The organism is Mesorhizobium sp. M0954 (genome assembly GCF_040319155.1).
Lineage (GTDB): Bacteria > Pseudomonadota > Alphaproteobacteria > Rhizobiales > Rhizobiaceae > Mesorhizobium.
In genome coordinates, this window is sequence record NZ_JAMYNR010000003.1 from 182,346 (window position 1) to 200,494 (window position 18,149).

The following is an 18,149-nucleotide window of genomic DNA, read 5'->3' on the forward strand; positions in this document are numbered from 1 at the left end:
ATCAGTTAAAGGCTGTGCGCACCCGCAGCCGCAATATGGCGAGCAGGCTGAAGCCGCGTACCAGCAGGAAGACATGCAACGCCGCCCACAAGCCGTGATTACCGAAGGCCGGCGCCAGGATCAGCAGCGCGGCGCTGAACGCCAGGAATGACAACAGCATCATGTTGCGCATGTCGCGCGACCATGTTGCGCCGATGAAGACACCGTCCATCTGGAAAGCCAGCACGCCGCTGAGCGCGGTGAACGCCGCCCAGGGCAGGTAGATGTCGGCAATGGCGCGGACGTCCGTCGCGGTCGTGATCAGGGCGATCAGATCCGTGCCCTCCAGCAGGAAGAAGAGCGTCGCCGCGCCGGCCAGACCGAGCCCCCAAAGCAGCGTCAGACGCACCGCCTGATCAAACGCCGTGGCGGCACGGGCGCCGATGGCGCGCCCGGCGAGCTGTTCGGCAGCGGTGGCGAAACCATCGAGGAAATAGCCGGCAACCAGGAAGAGGTTCATCAGCACGGCGTTGGCGGCCAGCGTCAGAGTGCCGAATTGTGCGCCCTGGCGCGTGAACAGCGCGAAGGCGGCGAGCAGCGAAAAGGAGCGGATCATGATATCGCGATTGAGCGACATCATGCGCAGGAATGCCGGCAGATCGAGGACGCGGTGGCGCGGCAGCCTGGGCGCCGCCCAAAAGCGCCGGCCGACAATGGCGAGACCAAGCAGCATGGCGACGAATTCGCCGGTGACCGTTGCCCAGGCAACGCCGGCAACGCCCCAGCCGAGCTCCAGGCCAAGCAGGACGCAGAGGGCGATGTTGATGCCGTTCAGCATCAACTGCAGCATCAGCCCGAGCCCGCCCTCGCCGCGCCCAAGCACGTAACCGAGGATGGCGTAATTGATCAGCGAGAACGGTGCCGCGAGCATCCTGATGCGGATATAGACGTCCATCGCCGCGCTGACGCGCGGCTCGGCGCCGATGAACCATTGCCCGGCGGTGGAGACCAGCGGCGCAAGCGCGGCAAGCACGATGCCGGCGGCGACCGCGATCAGCACGGCGCGCCAGAACACCGCCTGCTCCTCCAGCGCATCGCCGCGCCCGAAGGCCTGGGCGACGAGGCCGGTGGTGCCGGAGCGCAGGAAATTGAAGGTGGTGAAGACGACATCGAAGATCAGGGCGCCGGCCGCCAGGCCGCCGAGAAGGGCGGCGTCGCCGAACTGCCCAACCACCGCCGTGTCGACAATTCCGAGCAACGGCGTCGTCAGATAGGCAAGCGTCATCGGCACGGCGATGGCGAGCACCGAGCGGTTGGTGACGACAAAGGCCCTGGCTTCGGTGGCGTGGGCTTCGGTGGGTAAAGCCTGCTCCAAACGCGTGTTGCTTCCTGTTGCGGCTTGATCGGCCAGCCGATGTGCCCCAGTTTGCGGACCTCGCGCAACCATCCACCCCGTTATGGTCAACCGAAATCCGCCTCTGGCGCACCGGCCGCCCCATGCCCTTGCAGATCGTTCATCATCCCGACTACGACGCCGGCTTCGCCGTCAACCACCGCTTCCCGATGAGCAAATATCCGCGGCTGATGGATGCGTTGCGGGCACGCGGCCTGGCGCAGCCCGAAGCGCTCAACATGCCGGAGGCGGCGCGGCCATCATGGCTGAAGCTTGCCCACGCGGCAGACTATGTCGACCAGGTGCTTGCCTGCAAAGTGCCGGTGGCGATCGAGCGCGAGATCGGCTTTCCCGTCGGACCGCGGGTTTCGCTGAGGGCGCAGCTCGCAACGGCCGGCACGGTGCTGGCAGCGCGGCTAGCGTTGCTGAACGGCATCGCCTGCAACACCGCCGGCGGCAGCCATCATGCACGGCGCGCGCAAGGCGCCGGCTTCTGCACCTTCAACGACGTAGCCGTTGCCGCGCTGGTGCTGCTCGCCGAAGCTGCTGTCCAAAACATCCTGGTCGTCGACCTCGACGTGCATCAGGGCGACGGCACGGCGGATATCCTGAACGACGAGCCGCGCGTGTTTACCTTCTCCATGCATGGCGACCGCAACTACCCCGCGCGCAAGATCGCCTCCGATCTCGATGTCGCCCTGCCCGACGGCGCCGCCGATGCAGCCTATCTGGAGCGGCTGGACGCCATCCTGCCGGAGCTGTCGGCGCGAAGGCGCTGGGGCCTCGCCTTCTACAATGCCGGCGTCGATGTCCATGTCGAGGACCGGCTCGGCAGGTTGTCGCTCACGGATGACGGGCTGCGCGCCCGCGATGATATGGTGATCCGCCATTTCCGCACGCTTGGCATACCGGTATGTGGCGTTATCGGCGGCGGCTATTCGACGGATGTCGCAGCACTTGCTGCACGGCACGCCATCCTGTTCGAGGTGGCGGCGGGCTACGCCTGAAAATTCACTTCCGGTAGTTAGCGATCCTGAGCAGGATGAAGGCCGGCACGACGATCGCGGCACCGAGCAGGATGTAGCCGAGAAAGCGGTCGATGGCGTGGAAGCCCATATTCCACAGGTCGATGAAGAATTTGCGCATGCCGTAAAGCACATCCATCGGCGACCAGCCGAAGGCATTCATGACCAGCCCGACGAGGAACGACACCACAAGCAGCTTCAGGATCACCCGGAGCGGCGTATCGCCGAGAAAGCGGTTCAGTGCGGACAAGCCTGTCTCCACAGTCGGGTGCCGCGATTCGGGCACATGCCTAGAAATACGCAGTTGGTCGTCCGGCATCAAGCCGAGCCCTCAAACCGGATTGCGCATCGGCGCCGGGCCATGATATCGGAGGAACCAGCGCGGGTATGATGTAATGGTAGCTTGTCAGCTTCCCAAGCTGAACGCGCGGGTTCGATTCCCGCTACCCGCTCCAGCTTTTGCCCCCGGTGCATTGCACTTGTTCTGGCCAAGCTGAAAACCAGCGGATTTATAGGCAGTTTTACAGCCCGGCTGGCCGTCTTTCATCTGTTTGGCCGATGTGCCAGTTCGTGGAATATCTCACATTGAGGGTCGGCGGGGCCTCGAATGACCCCAACCGGAAAGTCTACCCTTGGTCCGCTGGCTTCTGCTGGCGGGCCTTTTTTGAGCATCAGGCAGTAGTGGCCGACGTGCATCGGCGCCGCTGCTGGCGGGCCTGTCTGGTCGTCTGGCCGGCCACGGGATGCGCTCCGCTTGCCGCTCCAGCCCTTATCCCACCTCCCGCAGAATAAAGTCGTGCAGCATCTTGGCTGCCGGTGACAGCGCGCGGTTCTTCACCGTGATCAGGCTGTAGGGCCTGACCTCGATGTCGAATTCAGTCTGGACAACATCGATGGCGCCGGCCAGGCCTTCGGGGTTCTGGATGAACTTCGCGACCTGGATCGAAACCGGCGCAATGGCGTCGGATTGCGCGACCATGACCAGAGTCAATAGTAGCGAACTGGTGTTGAGGATGCGGTCCGGCAGCGCGATGTTGCGGTTCAAAAAGTTGCTTTCCATCGCCTGGCGCAGCGGCGAGCCGCCCGACTGGAAAACCCAGTCATAGGCGGCGGTGTCTTCCAACCGGACCGCCTTGCCCTTGGTCAGCGGGTGGCCGCGGCGCACGATCAGGCAGGCTTTCTCGACGCCGATGACGCGCGCTTCGAACAGCCGCGGATTGAGGTCGTCGGGGATGCGGGCGATGATGAAATCGTGGCGCGAGGCGATCAGCTCGCGCGCCAAGACGTTCGAGGTCTCGACCTGCATGGTGATTTCGATGCGCGGATAAAGGCGCCGGATCTCGCGGATCGCCGGCACCGCCAGCTCGATCGCCGGTGCTGTCACCGCGCCCAGGAATACCGAGCCGCCCTTGCCCGCCTTGAGCTCGAAAATCTCGCGGTCGACCTCACGCATCTCGAGCAGGATCGATCGCGCGCGCCGTGCCAACGCCTTGCCATAGGGTGTCAGCGTGATGCCGCGCGGCAGCCTTTCGCAGAGCTTGACGTCGAGCACGGCCTCCATCTCGGCGATCATGCGCGAGGCCGCCGGCTGCGAGATGTTCATGACCTGGGCCGCGGCGCTCACTCGGCCGTGCTCGTCGAGGGCTGCGATCATGCGCATGTGACGCAGGCTCAAGCCGCTGCGCAGCAAGGTTCCGCCATCACCCGGGATCTCATCGTAACCGGCTGATATTCCGCCAGGATTTCGCAGCGCTGCCATGATTCTTCCCTACTCTTACGCCCGGCGCCCTGGCTGGATCCGGCAGCGTCGTCACTAGCCTAAGCCATATCAGTCTCGATATAGCAACCATCAAAGATCGCATTTGACAGTTATGGCAAAGCGACACACCCTTCGCGCGTCCTGAGGCTTGACGGTCGGTGACGAGGGAAAACTCGTATCGATTGAACCAGAGTCTCGGGGCCGATTGGGAGGATACCGGAGATCGATTGACGGCAGCGGCGCGTTTGGCGCTCCTGCACGATTGCGCGGCCCACGAAACCCAAGGGTACGCGTCCATCAACCAGGGAGAGTTAATGTGAAGATTATCAAGACACTGGCCGCCGTCGCGGCCCTAGGCATCGCGGCCATGACGCTGCCGGCGCAGGCGGGCGAAGGCCTGATCGGCGTGCTGATGCCCACCAAGACCTCGCAGCGCTGGATCAACGACGGCGACGCCGTCAAGTCCCAGCTCGAGGCTCTGGGCTACACTGTCGACCTGCAGTACGCGCAGGACGACATTCCGAACCAGCTCAGCCAGCTGGAAAACGAAATCACCAAGGGCCCGAAGGCGCTGATAATCGCTTCGATCGACGGCACCACGATGGGCGATGCGTTGCAGAAGGCGAATGACGCCGGCGTTGTCGTCGTCGCTTACGACCGCCTGATCAAGAAGACGCCAAATGTCGACTACTACACCACCTTCGACAATTTCGGCGTCGGCGTCATCCAGGCCAAATCGCTGCTCAAGGGTCTCGGTTATCCCGAGAAGAAGGGCCCGTTCAACATCGAGCTGTTCGGCGGTTCGCCGGACGACAACAATGCGTTCTTCTTCTATAACGGCGCCATGTCGGTTCTTCAGCCGCTGATCGACGACAAGACCCTCGTCGTGAAGTCCGGCCAGATGGGTATGGACAAGGTCGGCACGCTGCGCTGGCTGGCGGCAACCGCCCAGGCCCGCATGGACAATCTGCTCTCCGCCAATTACTCGGACGGCAGCCGCGTCGATGGCGTGCTCTCGCCCTATGACGGCCTGTCGCGCGGCATCATCGCTTCGCTGCGCGCCGTAGGCTACGGCACCGCCGATCAGCCATGGCCGATCGTCACCGGACAGGACGCCGAGACCGCTTCGGTCAAGGCGATCATCGCCGGCGAACAGTATTCGACCGTGTTCAAGGACACCCGCGAACTCGCCAAGGCGACGGTCGAACTCGTCGACAAGGTGCTCTCGGGCGGCAAGCCGGAAGGCCTCGACACCACGACCTACAACAACGACGTCAAGGTCGTTCCCTCGATCCTGTTGACACCGCACGACGTCGACAAGTCGAACTATCAGGCCCTGGTGGTCGACTCCGGCTACATCAAGGCCGAAGAGCTGAAGTAATCGCGGTTACAAAGCCTGGGGTCCTGCGCAGGCAGGGCCCCTTTTCGTTGGCGAGCCAGCCCGGTATTGTTTGCGGACCTCGCAGGAGTGGTATTCTCAATGGCATCGACGATTTTGGAGATGCGCGACATCACCAAGACGTTTCCCGGCGTCAAGGCGCTGTCGAACGTCAAGCTCATGGTCGAGGAAGGCGAGATCCATGCCGTGGTCGGCGAGAACGGCGCCGGCAAGTCGACGCTGATGAAGGTGCTGTCGGGTGTGTATCCGTCCGGCACCTATGACGGCCAGATCATCTATCGCGGCGATGAGTGCCATTTCAAAGGCATCCATGACAGCGAGCGCAAGGGCATCGTCATCATCCACCAGGAGCTTGCGCTGGTGCCGATGCTGTCGATCGCCGAAAACATCTTTCTCGGCAACGAGCACGCCAGATACGGCGTCATCGACTGGAATGCCAATGAGGCGCGCACCAGCGCCCTGCTCAAGAAGGTCGGCCTCAAGGAAGACCCCAACACGCTGATCACCAATATCGGCGTCGGCAAGCAGCAGCTGGTCGAGATCGCCAAGGCGCTCAGCAAGGAAGTGAAGTTGCTCATTCTCGACGAGCCGACCGCGAGCCTGTCCGAAAAGGACAGCCAGGCGCTGCTCGATCTGCTGCTCGAATTCAAGCGGCAAGGCATCACGTCGATCCTGATCTCGCACAAGCTCAACGAGGTGAACCGGGTCGCCGACAAGGTCACCATCATCCGTGACGGGCGGACCATCGAGACGCTGGCCAAGAAGGACATCTCGGAGGACCGCATCATTACTTCGATGGTCGGCCGTTCGCTCGATGACCGCTATCCGCCGCGCGAGCCGAAGATCGGCGAGACCGTTCTCGAAGTGAAAAACTGGTCGGTCTACCACCCCATCCATGCCGAGCGGCAGGTCATCAAGGGTATCAACCTCAACGCCCGCAAGGGCGAAGTGGTCGGCATTGCCGGGCTGATGGGTGCCGGCCGGACCGAGTTTGCCATGAGCCTGTTCGGCCGGTCCTATGGCCGTCGCATCACCGGCGAGGTGTTCCTCAACGGCAAGCCGATCGACGTCTCTTCGGTGAGCAAGGCGGTGGAACACGGCATCGCCTACGTTACCGAGGACCGCAAGACCTACGGGCTCAACCTGATCGACCACATCAAGCACAACATCACTCTGGCCAACCTGCCCGGCGTGTCGCGCCACGGCGTGATCGACGATTTGCGCGAGCTTTCGGTCGCCAACGATTATCGCGGCAGGACCAATATCCGCGCCTCGAGCGTCTACCAGATGACCGGCAACCTTTCTGGCGGCAATCAGCAGAAGGTGGTGCTGTCGAAATGGCTGTTCGCCAATCCGGAAGTGCTGATCCTCGACGAGCCGACACGCGGTATCGACGTCGGCGCCAAGTATGAAATCTATACGATCATCGCGCGTCTCGCCTCCGAGGGTAAGGCAATCATCGTCATCTCGTCGGAAATGCCCGAACTGCTCGGCATCACCGACCGCATCTACGTCATGAACGAAGGACGCATCGTCGGCGAAATGGCGGCAAGCGACGCCAGCCAGGAAAAGATAATGCGCGCCATCGTCCGCGGAGAAGGAAAAGCATCATGAGCACCGAAAGCGCTCCCGGGCCGCAGACCGGCGTTGCCCAGGATCTACAACAGGGACCTCGCATTGCCGTCTCGGCGCTGGTCACCAACCTGCGCGAATACGGGTTGGTGCTGGCGTTGATCGCAATCATGGTGTTCTTCCAGTTCACCACGTCCGGAACGCTGTTCAAGCCGGTGAACCTCAGCAATCTCGTGCAGCAGAACAGCTTCATCATCGTGATGGCGCTGGGCATGCTTCTGGTGATCGTTTCGGGTCACATCGATCTCAGCGTCGGCTCCGTCGCCGGCTTCATCGGCGCACTGGCGGCGATGATGATGGTCATCTGGCCGCTTGGCCCATTGAGCAATCCGCTGGTGGTGTCGATCATCTGCCTGATCGTCGGTGGTGCGATCGGCGCGGCACAAGGCTACTGGATTGCCTATCACCGAATACCGAGCTTTATCGTCACGCTGGCGGGCATGCTGATCTTCCGCGGCATCTGCCAGGCGCTGCTGGGTGGCGGGTCTTCCGTAGGGCCGCTTCCCGTCGGCTTCAAGGCGCTCAGTTCCGGCTTCATTCCGGACCTGATCGGCCCATTGACGCTGATACCGCCAACCGTGAACGCCGCCGGCAAAACCATTGTCGGCAGCGGCCTGACGCTGCACCTGACGACGATCGTGATCGGCCTCGTCGCCGTGCTCGCCTATGCCTATTTCGGGCTCAGGGCTCGGCGCACCCGCGAGAAGCATGGCTACGAAGCCGAGCCCTTCTCGCTGTTCGTCGTCAAGACCCTGGTGATCAGCGCGCTGGCGCTGTTTCTCGTCTACCAATTCGCCACCTATAGGGGCCTCCCCATCGTTCTCATGGTGATGGGCGTGCTGATCGCGTTGTTCGTCTTCGTTACCAAACGCATGACGATCGGCCGTCGCATCTATGCAATGGGCGGCAATGCCAAGGCAGCCCAGCTATCGGGCATCAAGACCGAACGGCTGACGTTGATGGTGTTCATCAATATGGGCGTGCTGTCGGCACTCGGCGGTCTGATTATCGCAGCGCGCCTGGGGCAGGCTGTGCCGGCGGCCGGCCTCGGCAGCGAGCTCGACGTCATCGCCGCGGTGTTCATCGGTGGCGCTTCGGCGATGGGCGGCGTCGGCCAGGTCATCGGCGCGGTGGTCGGCGGCTTCATCATGGGCGTCATGAACAACGGCATGTCGATCATGGGCGTCAATGTCGACTGGCAGCAGGTGGTCAAAGGCCTGGTGCTGCTCGGCGCCGTCGTCTTCGACGTCTACAACAAGAACAAGGCTTGAGAGGCAACCAGGAGGCATACGGGTCACATCGCGGCGCTGCCGGGCGGCGCAAAGAAGTCCCCCGAGGGACCTGATCCGCGAGCGCAATCCGGACGAAGAATTTCAACCGAGGCGCGGACAGGGTCCTGGCCGCGCAGGGCAGGGTTTGCCGAGAAAGGGCAGGCCAGCCCACAATTCAGAGAGGGTTACCATGCTGATCTCACAAATCCTCGACGACGCCGAGACGATCCGCGTCGTTGCCCGCAACGGCGGCAAGACCCGCGTCATCAACGGCGCCCGCAGCGTCTATTCGCTGGCGATGGAAGCCGCGCGTACCGGCAGCGGGCTTGTCGCCCTGATCGAGCGCAAGGGCTTCGGCGAAACCGTCGATCTCGACGCAGCCTACAAGAAGGGACGGCTGCTGTCGCCGATCAACCATCCCGATCCGGCGCATCTCCATCTCACCGGCACCGGGCTGACGCATCTCGGCTCCGCCGCGACCCGCGATTCCATGCACAAGAAGCTCAGCACGGACGGCGAGGAACAGCTGACCGATTCCATGAAGATGTTCCGCATGGGGCTTGAGGGCGGCAAGCCGGCGAAAGGCCAGATCGGCGTGCAGCCGGAATGGTTCTACAAGGGCAACGGCACCATGGCGGTGGCGCCCGGGGCGGCGCTTATGTCGCCGGCCTTCGCCCAGGATGCCGGCGAGGAGCCGGAAATCGCCGGTATCTATGTGATCGGCGACGACGGCGCCCCGTTCCGCGTCGGCTTCACGCTGTCTAACGAGTTTTCCGACCACGTCACCGAGCGTGTGAACTATCTCTTCCTTGCCCATTCCAAGCTGCGCAACGCTTCGTTCGGGCCGGAGATCCTGATCGGCGATCTGCCGTCCGATATCCGCGGCGCTTCACGCATCCTGCGCGACGGCAAGCTGCTTTGGGAAAAGCCGTTCCTGTCGGGCGAGGCGAACATGTCGCACACCATTGGCAATCTCGAGCATCACCACTTCAAATACTCGGCCTTCCGCCAGCCGGGCGACGTGCATGTGCACATGTTCGGCACGGCGACGCTGTCCTTTGCCGACGGCATCAGGACCGAGGCCGGTGACGTATTCGAAATCGAGGCGCAGGATTTCGGCCTGCCTCTGCGCAACCCGCTTGAAATCGAGCAGCCGGTGAAGGTGGCGGTGAAGGCGTTGTAAACTGGTGACATAATTCAGGGGCGAGAAATGAACGGCCTGCGGATTGGCACTGTGTTCGTAAGTTTAGTCCTGTTCCTCGCCTATTTCTCCCCAGCGGCTTACAGCGCCGGACAATGCAGCGCAAAATCCTATCGCGGGGCCCGGATGTCGATGACTAACCGGCTTCTGGCCACCGGTTATTCGAAATCGCAAGTGAGCTTTCTGATGCGCAACGCGGATCGCATGACGTCCGCACTCCGCGCTGACAGACTGAACGACAATGGCAGAGCCTGCGGTATCGACTCCGCCAGAGCCCATGTGCTGGGATGTATCGACAAGCAGTTGTTCCCCTTGCAGTCCAGCTCAAGCGCCTCACTTGACGACGAGAAGCAAACCAGAGGATTTTGGGGGAAGAAGCGATTGGCAGTGCGAGAACTGCTCTTTATCGGTCAGTTTCATGGCTGCCTTGGCGCCGCGAAAGAATATCTGTTTCGCGGCTGACGGAATTGCGAACAAGCTCAGCGGGCGGCGCGGAAATGCTTGGACAGTTTCAGGCCCTGCGCCTGATAGTTCGAGCCGAGATCTGTGCCGTAGAGCGCCCGCGGCCGTTTCAGCATGTGCTCGTAGACCAACCGTCCAACGATCTGGCCGTGATCGAGGATGAACGGCACTTCGTGGCTACGCACCTCGAGCACCGCCCGACTGCCGGTGCCGCCCGACGCCGAATGGCCGAAACCCGGGTCGAAGAAACCGGCATAATGGACGCGGAACTCGCCGACCAGCGGATCGAAGGGCGTCATTTCGGCCGCGTAGAGCGGCGGCACATGCACCGCCTCGCGCGACACCAGAATATAGAATTCGTCCGGATCGAGCACCAGCTCGCCGGCACCGCTCTTGTAAAGCGGCTCCCAGAAATCGACGACATCCTGCGCGGCGCGCTTGTCGACGTCGACCAGGCCGGTGTGGTGCTTGCCGCGATAGCCGACAAGCCCATCCTTGTCGCCGTCGAGGTCGATCGACAGCGCGATGCCGCCGCCTGAGATGTTGGGTGGTTCGGTGGCGACCAGCATCTCGGTGCGGTGCAGGTCGTGCAGCTCGCTTTCCGACAAGAGCGCATTGCCGGTGCGGAACCTGATCTGCGACAGCCGCGAGCCGGTGCGCACGACGATCGGGAAAGTGCGCGGGCTGACCTCCAGATAGAGCGGGCCTTCATAGCCGGCGGCGATCTTGTCGAACTCGTGGCCGCGGTCGGTCATTACCCGAGTGAAGATATCGAGCCGTCCGGTCGAGCTTTTCGGGTTGGCGGAGGCGGAAATATGGGCGGGCAGCGCCAGGCTTTCGAGCAGCGGCACGATGTAGACGCAGCCGGTTTCCAGCACAGCACCTTCGGCGAGGTTGATCTCGTGCAGCTTCAGCCGGTCGAGCTTGTCGGCTACCCTGTGGTCCGGGCCGGGCAAGAAGGAAGCACGCACCCGCCAGGCCTTGTCGCCGAGCCTGAGGTCAAGGCTGGCCGGCTGGATCTGATCGGCATCGAGCGTGCGCGGCGATTTCAGCGCGCCCGTCTGGAACAGCGCGGAAATATCCTGATCGGGAAGAATGCCTGTCTGCCGCAAGGGTCTGGCTCCGTTCGAACGCCGGGCGAGGTCTTGTTCTGTCGCAGGTCCGACCGTGGACGCCTTTGGCACCTGCTTGGTACAACCCTCTTAATCATGCCGGCAATTGACGCAAGCGTGGCGCGGGTCTAAAGCTCGTTATCCCGTGGTGATTTGGCCGGTCGGCTTGCAGCCACGTTAAACAAGTCGCTAAAGGACCGTCGGGCCGCAAGGCCATATGGACCGGTTGCGACTTTCGCGACCGGTTTTTTGTTGTTTGGACCAATTTTGGTGTTTGGATGGAATGATGACCAAGAAGCGCGACTGGAAGCCTCAGACCGCACTCGTGCATGCCGGAACGCTGCGTTCCGGCTTTGGCGAGACCTCCGAGGCGATGTATCTCACCCAAGGCTATGTCTACGAGACGGCGCAAGCGGCGGAGGCCCGCTTCAAGGGCGAGGAGCCGGGCTTCATCTATTCGCGCTATGCCAATCCGACGGTCGACATGTTTGAAAAACGCATGTGCGCGCTGGAAGGAGCCGAAGACGCGCGCGCCACGGCATCCGGCATGGCGGCGGTGACGGCAGCACTGCTGTGCAGCGCCAAGGCGGGCGACCATATCGTAGCGGCGCGCGCGCTGTTCGGCTCCTGCCGCTGGGTGGTCGAGACGCTGGCGCCGAAATACGGCATTGAGGCAACGCTGGTCGACGGCACCGACATCGCCAATTGGGAAAAGGCGGTCAAGCCGAACACCAAACTGTTCTTCCTGGAAAGCCCGACCAATCCTACGCTGGAAGTGATCGACATTGCCGCCGTCGCGGCACTTGCCAATTCGATCGGCGCCAGGCTGATCGTCGATAATGTCTTCGCCACGCCCTTGCAGCAGAAACCCCTGCAGCTCGGCGCCCACATCGTCGTCTATTCGGCCACGAAGCATATTGACGGCCAGGGGCGCTGTCTTGGCGGCATCGTTCTGTCGGACAAGAAATGGATCGACGAGAACCTGCATGACTATTTCCGCCACACCGGCCCAAGCCTCTCGCCCTTCAATGCCTGGACGCTGCTGAAAGGCCTTGAGACGCTGCCGCTACGCGTACGCCAGCAGACGGAAAGTGCCGGCCGCATCGCGGATTTCCTGGCCGAGCGTCCGCAAATCGCCCGTGTCATCTATCCTGGCCGTGCCGACCACCCGCAAGCGGCCGTGGTCAAGAAGCAGATGTCGGGTGGCTCGACGCTGATCTGCCTCGATGTGAAGGGCGGCAAGCAGGCGGCCTTTGCCTTCCAGAACGCACTCGACGTCGTGCTCATTTCCAACAATCTCGGCGACGCCAAGAGCCTGATCACCCATCCGGCGACGACGACGCACAAGAACTTGACCGATGAGGCCCGCGCCGAGCTCGGCATCGGACCGGGAACACTCAGGCTGTCAGTTGGCCTTGAGGACGCCGACGACCTGCTCGAAGACATCGAGCAGGCACTGAGAGTTGCCGGATAAGGGATGGCCGAACAGAGGCGAGCGGGGACGCGCCGATCAGGCGCCGGACGGGGTCTCTTCCAGCTCCGCGACGGTCTTTGTCTGGATAGTCATCACGTTGCCGCGCCAGTCGACGGCGCCGCTCAGCCATCCGCGCGCCCAAATGGCGGGAAGCATCAGGTCTCGCGCCATCATCGCCGGGATCGTGCGCGGCGACAGCTGCCATCCCTTGGCCGAGGCCAAGGCGCATTCCGGCAGGTAGGCCGCGACCAGCACGGCGATGGCGGTTGCCGGCAGGCTGACGCCGGCGTCAGCCGCCGCGATCAGCGCAAGCACCAGCGGCGGCGCCGCGCCGATCAGGATCTCGGGGGCGAAGAACAGCGCGAAGGTGACGCGGCGCAGCCGCGCCCAGCGCGCCTGCCGCGACCAGATCTCGCCAAGCGTGCGCCGGCCGAGCGGCTGTTCGAAGGGCGAGGCGACAAGATTGACCCGCAGTCCGAGCCCGTTGACCAGCTTGGTCGCGGCGGCGTCCTCGGCGATCTCGGCGGCAAGCGCGCGGATGCCGCCATTGGCGTCGAGCATCGGCTTGTTCCACAACATGCTCTTGCCCTGCGCGAAGCCGAGGCCGAGCGCCTCTCCAGCGTACTGCCAGCGTGCCTGCAGCGTGTTGAGAAAGGCGCATTCGACCTCCCCCCAGAAACTGTCCGGCCGTGAGCCGATCGGCGTCGAGCAGACGAGGCCAGTGCCATGCCGCCATGCCGCCATCAGCTGCTGGACGTAGTCGCTCGGCATAAGCACATTGGAATCGGCAAGAATAACCCAGCGATAATGCGCCGCTTCCCAACCCTTCACGCAATTGTTGAGTTTTGGATTGCCGCTGATGCGGTCGTCACCGACTAGAAGGCGGGCGCGAATAGCTGGAAAGCGCGCCATTGCGGCGGTGATCGGCTTGACCACCGGGTCGTCGGCATGGGCAACGCAGAAGATGAGTTCGTAGCGCGGCCAGTCGAGTGAGAAGGCGCGCTCCAGCGTCTCTTCGGCAAACGGCTCGACGCCGCGTGCCGGGATGACGATCGATACCGGCGGCGCGTTGGCGGGCGGTGCGATCCTGGCTGGTCGCTTCAGCTTCAGCGAAGCTAACAGGATGCTGGCGAGATTTGAAAGAAGGAGGGCTATGGAAAGGAGAGCGGCTGCGAATGTCGGTTCCATCGAGATCTGGTCACTCCAGAAGTGCCGGCCGCATGACGGCCGTTTTCAACAATTCGACAGAACGCTGAGTCGCCCGGCACAAGCCTGCACACCATCATTGTCATGTGTCACTTAAATGACATTGTTTTTCGGCACCTGCGCTCGAGTCGGGCAAGGAGATGACGCGCATCGTTGATCAAACTGCGCTGAGCGTCGAAAGTTCCATCTACATTGCTTTGGAGCAGTTTATGTACAGCGCCGTCACCCGCAACATCGAAGTGCAGGTCAGGCCGTTCTATCTGGAGGATCACTCCGACCCGCCGCAAAACCGCTATGTCTGGGGATATCAGGTGACCATCGACAATCAGTCGGATGAGTTCGTGCAGCTTCTGTCGCGCTACTGGCACATTACCGACGGCACCGGCAAGGTCGAGGAAGTGCGCGGCCCCGGGGTCGTCGGCGAGCAACCCGGACTCAACCCCGGCGACAGCTATCAGTATACGTCTGGATGCCCGCTCTCGACGCCGTCCGGCATCATGGTCGGGCACTACACCATGCGCAACAAACGGGGCGAGACGTTCGACGTCGCCATCCCCGCCTTCTCGCTCGACTTGCCGGGAATGCGGCGCACCGTCAATTGACGGCCGTCATCCGGCCGCTGCAAACTCCGCCGGGTCGAAGTCATATTGCTTCGAGCAGAATTCGCAGGCGACGTGAATGCTGCCATCCTCGGTGCTGTCCCTGATCTCCTCGGCGGAAAAGCCTTCGAGGATGCCGTGGATCTTCTCCCTCGAGCATGAGCACTGGTCGGCGACCGGCACCCCGCCGAACACGCGGACGCCATGCTCGTGGAAAAGCCGGTAAAGCAGCCGTTCGGCGCCGATCGTCGGATCGATCAGCTCGGTCGGTTCAATAGTACCAAGCAGCGCCAGCAGCTCCTGCCAGGAATTGTCGGTCGGGTCGTGGATTTCCTCACGCGGATCGCCATCGCCACCGGGAAGGTCGGGTACGCGCATGCGCTCCGCCGACTGCGGCAGGAATTGTGCCAGCAGGCCACCGGCCCGCCATTGCTCGCGGGCACCGCCGACGCCGGGCGTCAGAAGCTTGGCAACCGAAAGCCGGAGGTCGGTCGGAATCTGCTCAGACTGGCGGAAATAAGTGCGTGCGGCATCTTCCAGTGTGACGCCGTCGAGCTGGACGATGCCCTGATAGCGTTGTGTGTGAGCGCCCTGGTCGATGGTCAGCGCCAGGACGCCGCTGCCGAGCAGCGTCTGCGGTGACGTCTCGCCGGCAGAAGTCAAAGCCTGCAGCCGGTCGGCATCGAAGCGGGCATAAGCGCGCAGCGCGTGCGGCGTGGAGAAATCCGCGACCAGCATGTCGACCGGCCCGTCGGTGCGGGTCTGCAGAATGAACTTGCCCTCGAACTTCAGCGAAGTTCCGAGCAATACCGTCAACACACAGGCTTCAGCCAGGAGCCGGGCGACCGGCTCGGGATAGTCGTGGCGGCTGAGAATAGCATCGAGCATCGGCCCGAGCTGGACGGTGCGACCGCGCACGTCGAGCGGGCCGACCTCGAACGGCACGACATGGTCGTCGCCGGCGTAGCCGAATTCGCCGAGCTTGGGTTTATGTTCAGCCAATTGATGAGTTTCCAACATGACAAAGCTCCGGGGCGCGGCGATGCCGCCCTCCGGGGCGCATGCGACGAGACGCGCTCGATTTGCGTGATGCGCCTGAGATAGGCACCACCAACTCCCGGATCAAGGCGGCCCAGATCAAGGCGGCGCAGATCAGGCCGGCCCGGATCACCGCGGCTCGTATCAAGCGCCCAGGCACCAGGCCAGGACCGCCTTCTGGGCATGGAGCCGGTTCTCGGCCTCATCGAACACCACCGAATGCGGTCCGTCGATGACCTCGTCGGTAACCTCCTCACCGCGATGCGCCGGCAGACAGTGCATGAATAGCGCATCCGGCTTGGCTTTCGCCATCAGTGCCGCATTGACCTGATAGGGCAGGAAGACATTGTGGCCGCGGGCACGGTGCTCCTGGCCCATCGACACCCAGCAGTCGGTGACGATGCAGTCGGCCTCGTGAACGGCCTCCTCGGGCGAACGGGTGAATTTCAGCTTGCCGCCATTGGCTTTCGACCAGTCGACATGCTTCTGGGCCGGTTCGCTGCCCTCGGGCACGGCGACATTCAGCTTGAAATGGAACCGCGCGGATGCCTCCAGCAGCGAATGCAGCACGTTGTTGCCGTCGCCGGTCCAGGCGATCGTTTTACCGGCCACCGGACCGCGGTGCTCTTCGAAGGTCATGATGTCGGCCATCAGCTGGCAGGGATGGGTCTCGTCGGTCAGCCCGTTAATGACGGGGACCGTAGCGTTTTCCATCAGTTCCAGCAGCCGGTCATGCGAGGTGGTGCGGATCATGATGGCATCGACGTAGCGCGACAGCACCTTGGCCGTGTCGGCAATGGTCTCCGAGCGGCCAAGCTGCATCTCGGTGCCGGTCAGCATGATCGTCTCGCCACCCAACTGCCGCATACCGACGTCGAACGACACGCGCGTGCGCGTCGACGGCTTGTCGAAGATCATCGCCAGCACCTTGCCTTCGAGCGGCTTGCTGCGTTCGCCGGCCTTGAGCCTTGCCTTTCGCACCGCTGCGTCGTCGAGCATGAAGCGCAGATCGCCTTCGGAAACGGCGGAAAGATCGGTGAAATGGCGAAGGGACATCAGGAATTCCAGGATTACTTCGCAGCGGCAGCGACGATGGCATCTGCCAGGCTCTTGGCGCCGGCACGAATGCGCTCGAGCGCTTCGTGGATCTCGGCGTCGGTGACGGTGAGAGGCGGCAGCAGGCGGATAACGTTGTCGCCGGCCGGAACCGTCAAGAGATGCTGGTCACGCAGTGCCACCGTGACCTTGGTGTTGGGCATCGCGCATTTAAGCCCGAGCATCAGGCCGGTGCCCCTGATGCTTTCGATAACATCCGGAAATTCGTCGGCGACGCCAGCGAGCCCCTGCTTCAACAGCAGTGCCTTGCGCTGGACGTCTTCGAGAAAGCCGTCTTCCAGTACCACGTCGAGCACGGCGTTGCCGACCGCCATTGCCAGCGGATTGCCGCCGAAGGTGGTGCCGTGCACGCCGGCGGTCATGCCGACCGCTGCCTCGTCGGTGGCGAGGCAGGCACCCATCGGGAAGCCGCCGCCGATGCCTTTGGCCACCGCCATGAGGTCGGGGGTGACACCCGCCCACTCATGCGCGAACAGCTTTCCGGTGCGGCCGACGCCGCATTGGACCTCGTCGAAAATCAGGAGCAGTCCGTGCTGATCGCAGAGCTGCCTGAGCCGCTTCAGCGATTGCGTCGGCACTTGCCTGATGCCGCCCTCGCCTTGCACCGGCTCGATCAGGATCGCCGCGGTTTCAGGCGTGATCGCCTTCTCGGTGGCATCCACATCGTCGAAACCGACCTGGTCGAAGCCGTCGACCTTGGGGCCGAAACCTTCCAGATACTTGTACTGGCCGCCGGCGGCGATGGTCGCCAGGGTGCGGCCGTGGAAGGCGCCTTCGAAGGTGATTGTGCGGTAGCGCTCGGGATGGCCCTTGACGAAGTGGTAGCGCCGCGCCGTCTTGATGGCGCATTCGAGCGCCTCTGCGCCGGAATTGGTGAAGAACACCTTGTCGGCAAAGCTTGCGTCGGCCAGCCGCTCGCCGAGCCGGCTCTGTCCCGGAATCTCGTACAGATTAGAGACGTGCCAGAGCTTGGCGGCCTGCTCGGTGAGGGCCGCGACCAGATGCGGATGGCTGTAGCCCAACGAATTCACGGCGATGCCGCCGGCGAAATCGAGATATCGCTCGCCCTTGTCGGTGACCAGCCAGGTGCCTTCACCGTGGTCGAAAGCCAGGGGTGCGCGAACAAAGGTCTCGAAAAGCGCCGAACCGCTCATTATATGCGTCTCCGGAACCGGAAAAATCAAAAAGCCGCCAAAGCGGCGGCCCTTGTGGCTTATCGTGTTTTTCGGCCGTGAAGTCAACGAAAAGGTCGCGCAAGGTCGCGCGGCAAGCCCCCCAGCATAACGCCGGCTCCTAAGCGACCGGGCAAGTTGGGGAAAACCGAAAAAACCGATTCGTGTTGGCCTTGGGACTCTTGTCACCGAGTCAGCGCATAAGGTAATTGTAGCAGAGAAATAACTAGATTTCGTGCGGCGGACCTAATCACCCGATATATGTGGTGTCTGCCCGGCAGAAGCCGGGTCGGGAATGGATTCCGATTGCC

At 62.9% G+C, this 18,149-nt stretch carries 16 protein-coding genes, 1 tRNA gene and 1 riboswitch; of the genes, 9 read left to right on the plus strand and 8 right to left on the minus strand.

Going from position 1 to position 18,149, the window contains the following annotated elements; all coding sequences use genetic code 11:
- Position 1: 1 nt before the first annotated feature.
- On the minus strand, positions 2-1,426 hold the full coding sequence (locus NKH93_RS06045) for an MATE family efflux transporter (RefSeq protein WP_352969734.1): 1,425 nt from the start codon (positions 1,424-1,426) through the stop codon (positions 2-4).
- Positions 1,427-1,476: 50 nt separating this feature from the next.
- Between NKH93_RS06045 and NKH93_RS06050 the strand changes: the two genes are divergently transcribed.
- The gene (locus NKH93_RS06050; RefSeq protein WP_352969614.1) at positions 1,477-2,379 is read left to right on the plus strand and encodes a histone deacetylase family protein; all 903 of its coding nucleotides are present in this window, start codon (positions 1,477-1,479) and stop codon (positions 2,377-2,379) included.
- A 4-nt stretch (positions 2,380-2,383) separates the two neighbouring features.
- On the opposite strand, the gene NKH93_RS06055 is transcribed toward NKH93_RS06050, so the two are convergent.
- Positions 2,384-2,647, minus strand: coding sequence for a DUF6460 domain-containing protein (locus tag NKH93_RS06055; RefSeq protein ID WP_352969616.1), 264 nt, complete (start codon positions 2,645-2,647; stop codon positions 2,384-2,386).
- A gap of 131 nt (positions 2,648-2,778) precedes the next feature.
- Between NKH93_RS06055 and NKH93_RS06060 the strand changes: the two genes are divergently transcribed.
- Positions 2,779-2,852, plus strand: a tRNA-Gly gene (locus NKH93_RS06060).
- Positions 2,853-3,166: 314 nt separating this feature from the next.
- Here the strand turns inward: NKH93_RS06060 and NKH93_RS06065 are convergent.
- The gene (locus NKH93_RS06065) at positions 3,167-4,156 is read right to left on the minus strand and encodes a LysR family transcriptional regulator (RefSeq protein WP_352464898.1); all 990 of its coding nucleotides are present in this window, start codon (positions 4,154-4,156) and stop codon (positions 3,167-3,169) included.
- Positions 4,157-4,472: 316 nt separating this feature from the next.
- Between NKH93_RS06065 and chvE the strand changes: the two genes are divergently transcribed.
- The 5 genes from chvE to NKH93_RS06090 all read left to right on the plus strand — a co-directional run bounded on the left by chvE (position 4,473) and on the right by NKH93_RS06090 (position 10,121).
- Positions 4,473-5,537, plus strand: coding sequence for a multiple monosaccharide ABC transporter substrate-binding protein (chvE, locus tag NKH93_RS06070; RefSeq protein ID WP_254816339.1), 1,065 nt, complete (start codon positions 4,473-4,475; stop codon positions 5,535-5,537).
- Positions 5,538-5,636: 99 nt separating this feature from the next.
- Positions 5,637-7,169 (plus strand): multiple monosaccharide ABC transporter ATP-binding protein, encoded by a 1,533-nt coding sequence (mmsA, locus tag NKH93_RS06075; protein ID WP_023677359.1) that lies wholly within the window; start codon positions 5,637-5,639, stop codon positions 7,167-7,169.
- On the plus strand, positions 7,166-8,458 hold the full coding sequence (mmsB, locus tag NKH93_RS06080) for a multiple monosaccharide ABC transporter permease (RefSeq protein WP_292659525.1): 1,293 nt from the start codon (positions 7,166-7,168) through the stop codon (positions 8,456-8,458). Before mmsA ends, mmsB begins: the two co-directional genes overlap by 4 nt.
- Positions 8,459-8,648: 190 nt before the next feature.
- On the plus strand, positions 8,649-9,641 hold the full coding sequence (gene araD1 / locus NKH93_RS06085; protein WP_352457733.1) for an AraD1 family protein: 993 nt from the start codon (positions 8,649-8,651) through the stop codon (positions 9,639-9,641).
- 27 nt (positions 9,642-9,668) lie between these two features.
- A complete protein-coding gene (locus tag NKH93_RS06090) occupies positions 9,669-10,121 on the plus strand; it encodes a hypothetical protein (protein WP_352819290.1) in 453 nt (150 codons plus the stop codon).
- 17 nt (positions 10,122-10,138) lie between these two features.
- On the opposite strand, the gene NKH93_RS06095 is transcribed toward NKH93_RS06090, so the two are convergent.
- Positions 10,139-11,233 (minus strand): 2'-deoxycytidine 5'-triphosphate deaminase, encoded by a 1,095-nt coding sequence (locus NKH93_RS06095; protein ID WP_352969618.1) that lies wholly within the window; start codon positions 11,231-11,233, stop codon positions 10,139-10,141.
- Positions 11,234-11,368: 135 nt separating this feature from the next.
- A riboswitch (SAM riboswitch) is annotated at positions 11,369-11,446 on the plus strand.
- A 70-nt stretch (positions 11,447-11,516) separates the two neighbouring features.
- Here NKH93_RS06095 and NKH93_RS06100 point away from each other — a divergent pair.
- Positions 11,517-12,707 carry an O-succinylhomoserine sulfhydrylase gene (locus tag NKH93_RS06100; protein WP_031211967.1) on the plus strand — a complete coding sequence of 397 codons (1,191 nt, stop codon included), beginning with the start codon at positions 11,517-11,519 and terminating at the stop codon, positions 12,705-12,707.
- Between the two features lie 36 nt (positions 12,708-12,743).
- Here NKH93_RS06100 and NKH93_RS06105 read toward each other — a convergent pair whose 3' ends face one another.
- Positions 12,744-13,895 carry a ceramide glucosyltransferase gene (locus tag NKH93_RS06105; protein ID WP_352969620.1) on the minus strand — a complete coding sequence of 384 codons (1,152 nt, stop codon included), beginning with the start codon at positions 13,893-13,895 and terminating at the stop codon, positions 12,744-12,746.
- A gap of 227 nt (positions 13,896-14,122) precedes the next feature.
- On the opposite strand from NKH93_RS06105, the gene apaG reads away from it, so the two are divergent.
- Complete coding sequence (gene apaG / locus NKH93_RS06110; RefSeq protein WP_023677352.1) at positions 14,123-14,515, plus strand: Co2+/Mg2+ efflux facilitator ApaG/CorD; 393 nt, start codon at positions 14,123-14,125, stop codon at positions 14,513-14,515.
- 6 nt (positions 14,516-14,521) lie between these two features.
- On the opposite strand, the gene NKH93_RS06115 is transcribed toward apaG, so the two are convergent.
- From NKH93_RS06115 to NKH93_RS06125, 3 genes are all read right to left on the minus strand, one after another.
- The gene (locus tag NKH93_RS06115) at positions 14,522-15,532 is read right to left on the minus strand and encodes an Hsp33 family molecular chaperone (protein ID WP_352501705.1); all 1,011 of its coding nucleotides are present in this window, start codon (positions 15,530-15,532) and stop codon (positions 14,522-14,524) included.
- Between the two features lie 162 nt (positions 15,533-15,694).
- Entirely contained in the window at positions 15,695-16,606 is a 912-nt protein-coding gene (argF, locus tag NKH93_RS06120) for an ornithine carbamoyltransferase (RefSeq protein WP_352470112.1), read from the minus strand.
- Between the two features lie 14 nt (positions 16,607-16,620).
- A complete protein-coding gene (locus NKH93_RS06125) occupies positions 16,621-17,820 on the minus strand; it encodes an aspartate aminotransferase family protein (RefSeq protein WP_352470110.1) in 1,200 nt (399 codons plus the stop codon).
- Positions 17,821-18,149 lie beyond the last annotated feature (329 nt).

Excerpts from the sequence above, each read along its gene's own strand:
- NKH93_RS06090 (WP_352819290.1), top strand. The coding sequence starts at position 9,669 with ATGAACGGCCTGCGGATTGGCACTGTGTTCGTAAGTTTAGTCCTGTTC.
- NKH93_RS06045 (WP_352969734.1), bottom strand. The coding sequence starts at position 1,426 with ATGGTTGCGCGAGGTCCGCAAACTGGGGCACATCGGCTGGCCGATCAA.
- NKH93_RS06125 (WP_352470110.1), bottom strand. The coding sequence starts at position 17,820 with ATGAGCGGTTCGGCGCTTTTCGAGACCTTTGTTCGCGCACCCCTGGCT.
- araD1 (WP_352457733.1), top strand. The coding sequence starts at position 8,649 with ATGCTGATCTCACAAATCCTCGACGACGCCGAGACGATCCGCGTCGTT.
- NKH93_RS06050 (WP_352969614.1), top strand. The coding sequence starts at position 1,477 with ATGCCCTTGCAGATCGTTCATCATCCCGACTACGACGCCGGCTTCGCC.
- NKH93_RS06105 (WP_352969620.1), bottom strand. The coding sequence starts at position 13,895 with ATGGAACCGACATTCGCAGCCGCTCTCCTTTCCATAGCCCTCCTTCTT.
- NKH93_RS06100 (WP_031211967.1), top strand. The coding sequence starts at position 11,517 with ATGATGACCAAGAAGCGCGACTGGAAGCCTCAGACCGCACTCGTGCAT.
- mmsB (WP_292659525.1), top strand. The coding sequence starts at position 7,166 with ATGAGCACCGAAAGCGCTCCCGGGCCGCAGACCGGCGTTGCCCAGGAT.
- NKH93_RS06115 (WP_352501705.1), bottom strand. The coding sequence starts at position 15,532 with ATGTTGGAAACTCATCAATTGGCTGAACATAAACCCAAGCTCGGCGAA.
- NKH93_RS06065 (WP_352464898.1), bottom strand. The coding sequence starts at position 4,156 with ATGGCAGCGCTGCGAAATCCTGGCGGAATATCAGCCGGTTACGATGAG.
- apaG (WP_023677352.1), top strand. The coding sequence starts at position 14,123 with ATGTACAGCGCCGTCACCCGCAACATCGAAGTGCAGGTCAGGCCGTTC.
- argF (WP_352470112.1), bottom strand. The coding sequence starts at position 16,606 with ATGTCCCTTCGCCATTTCACCGATCTTTCCGCCGTTTCCGAAGGCGAT.
- mmsA (WP_023677359.1), top strand. The coding sequence starts at position 5,637 with ATGGCATCGACGATTTTGGAGATGCGCGACATCACCAAGACGTTTCCC.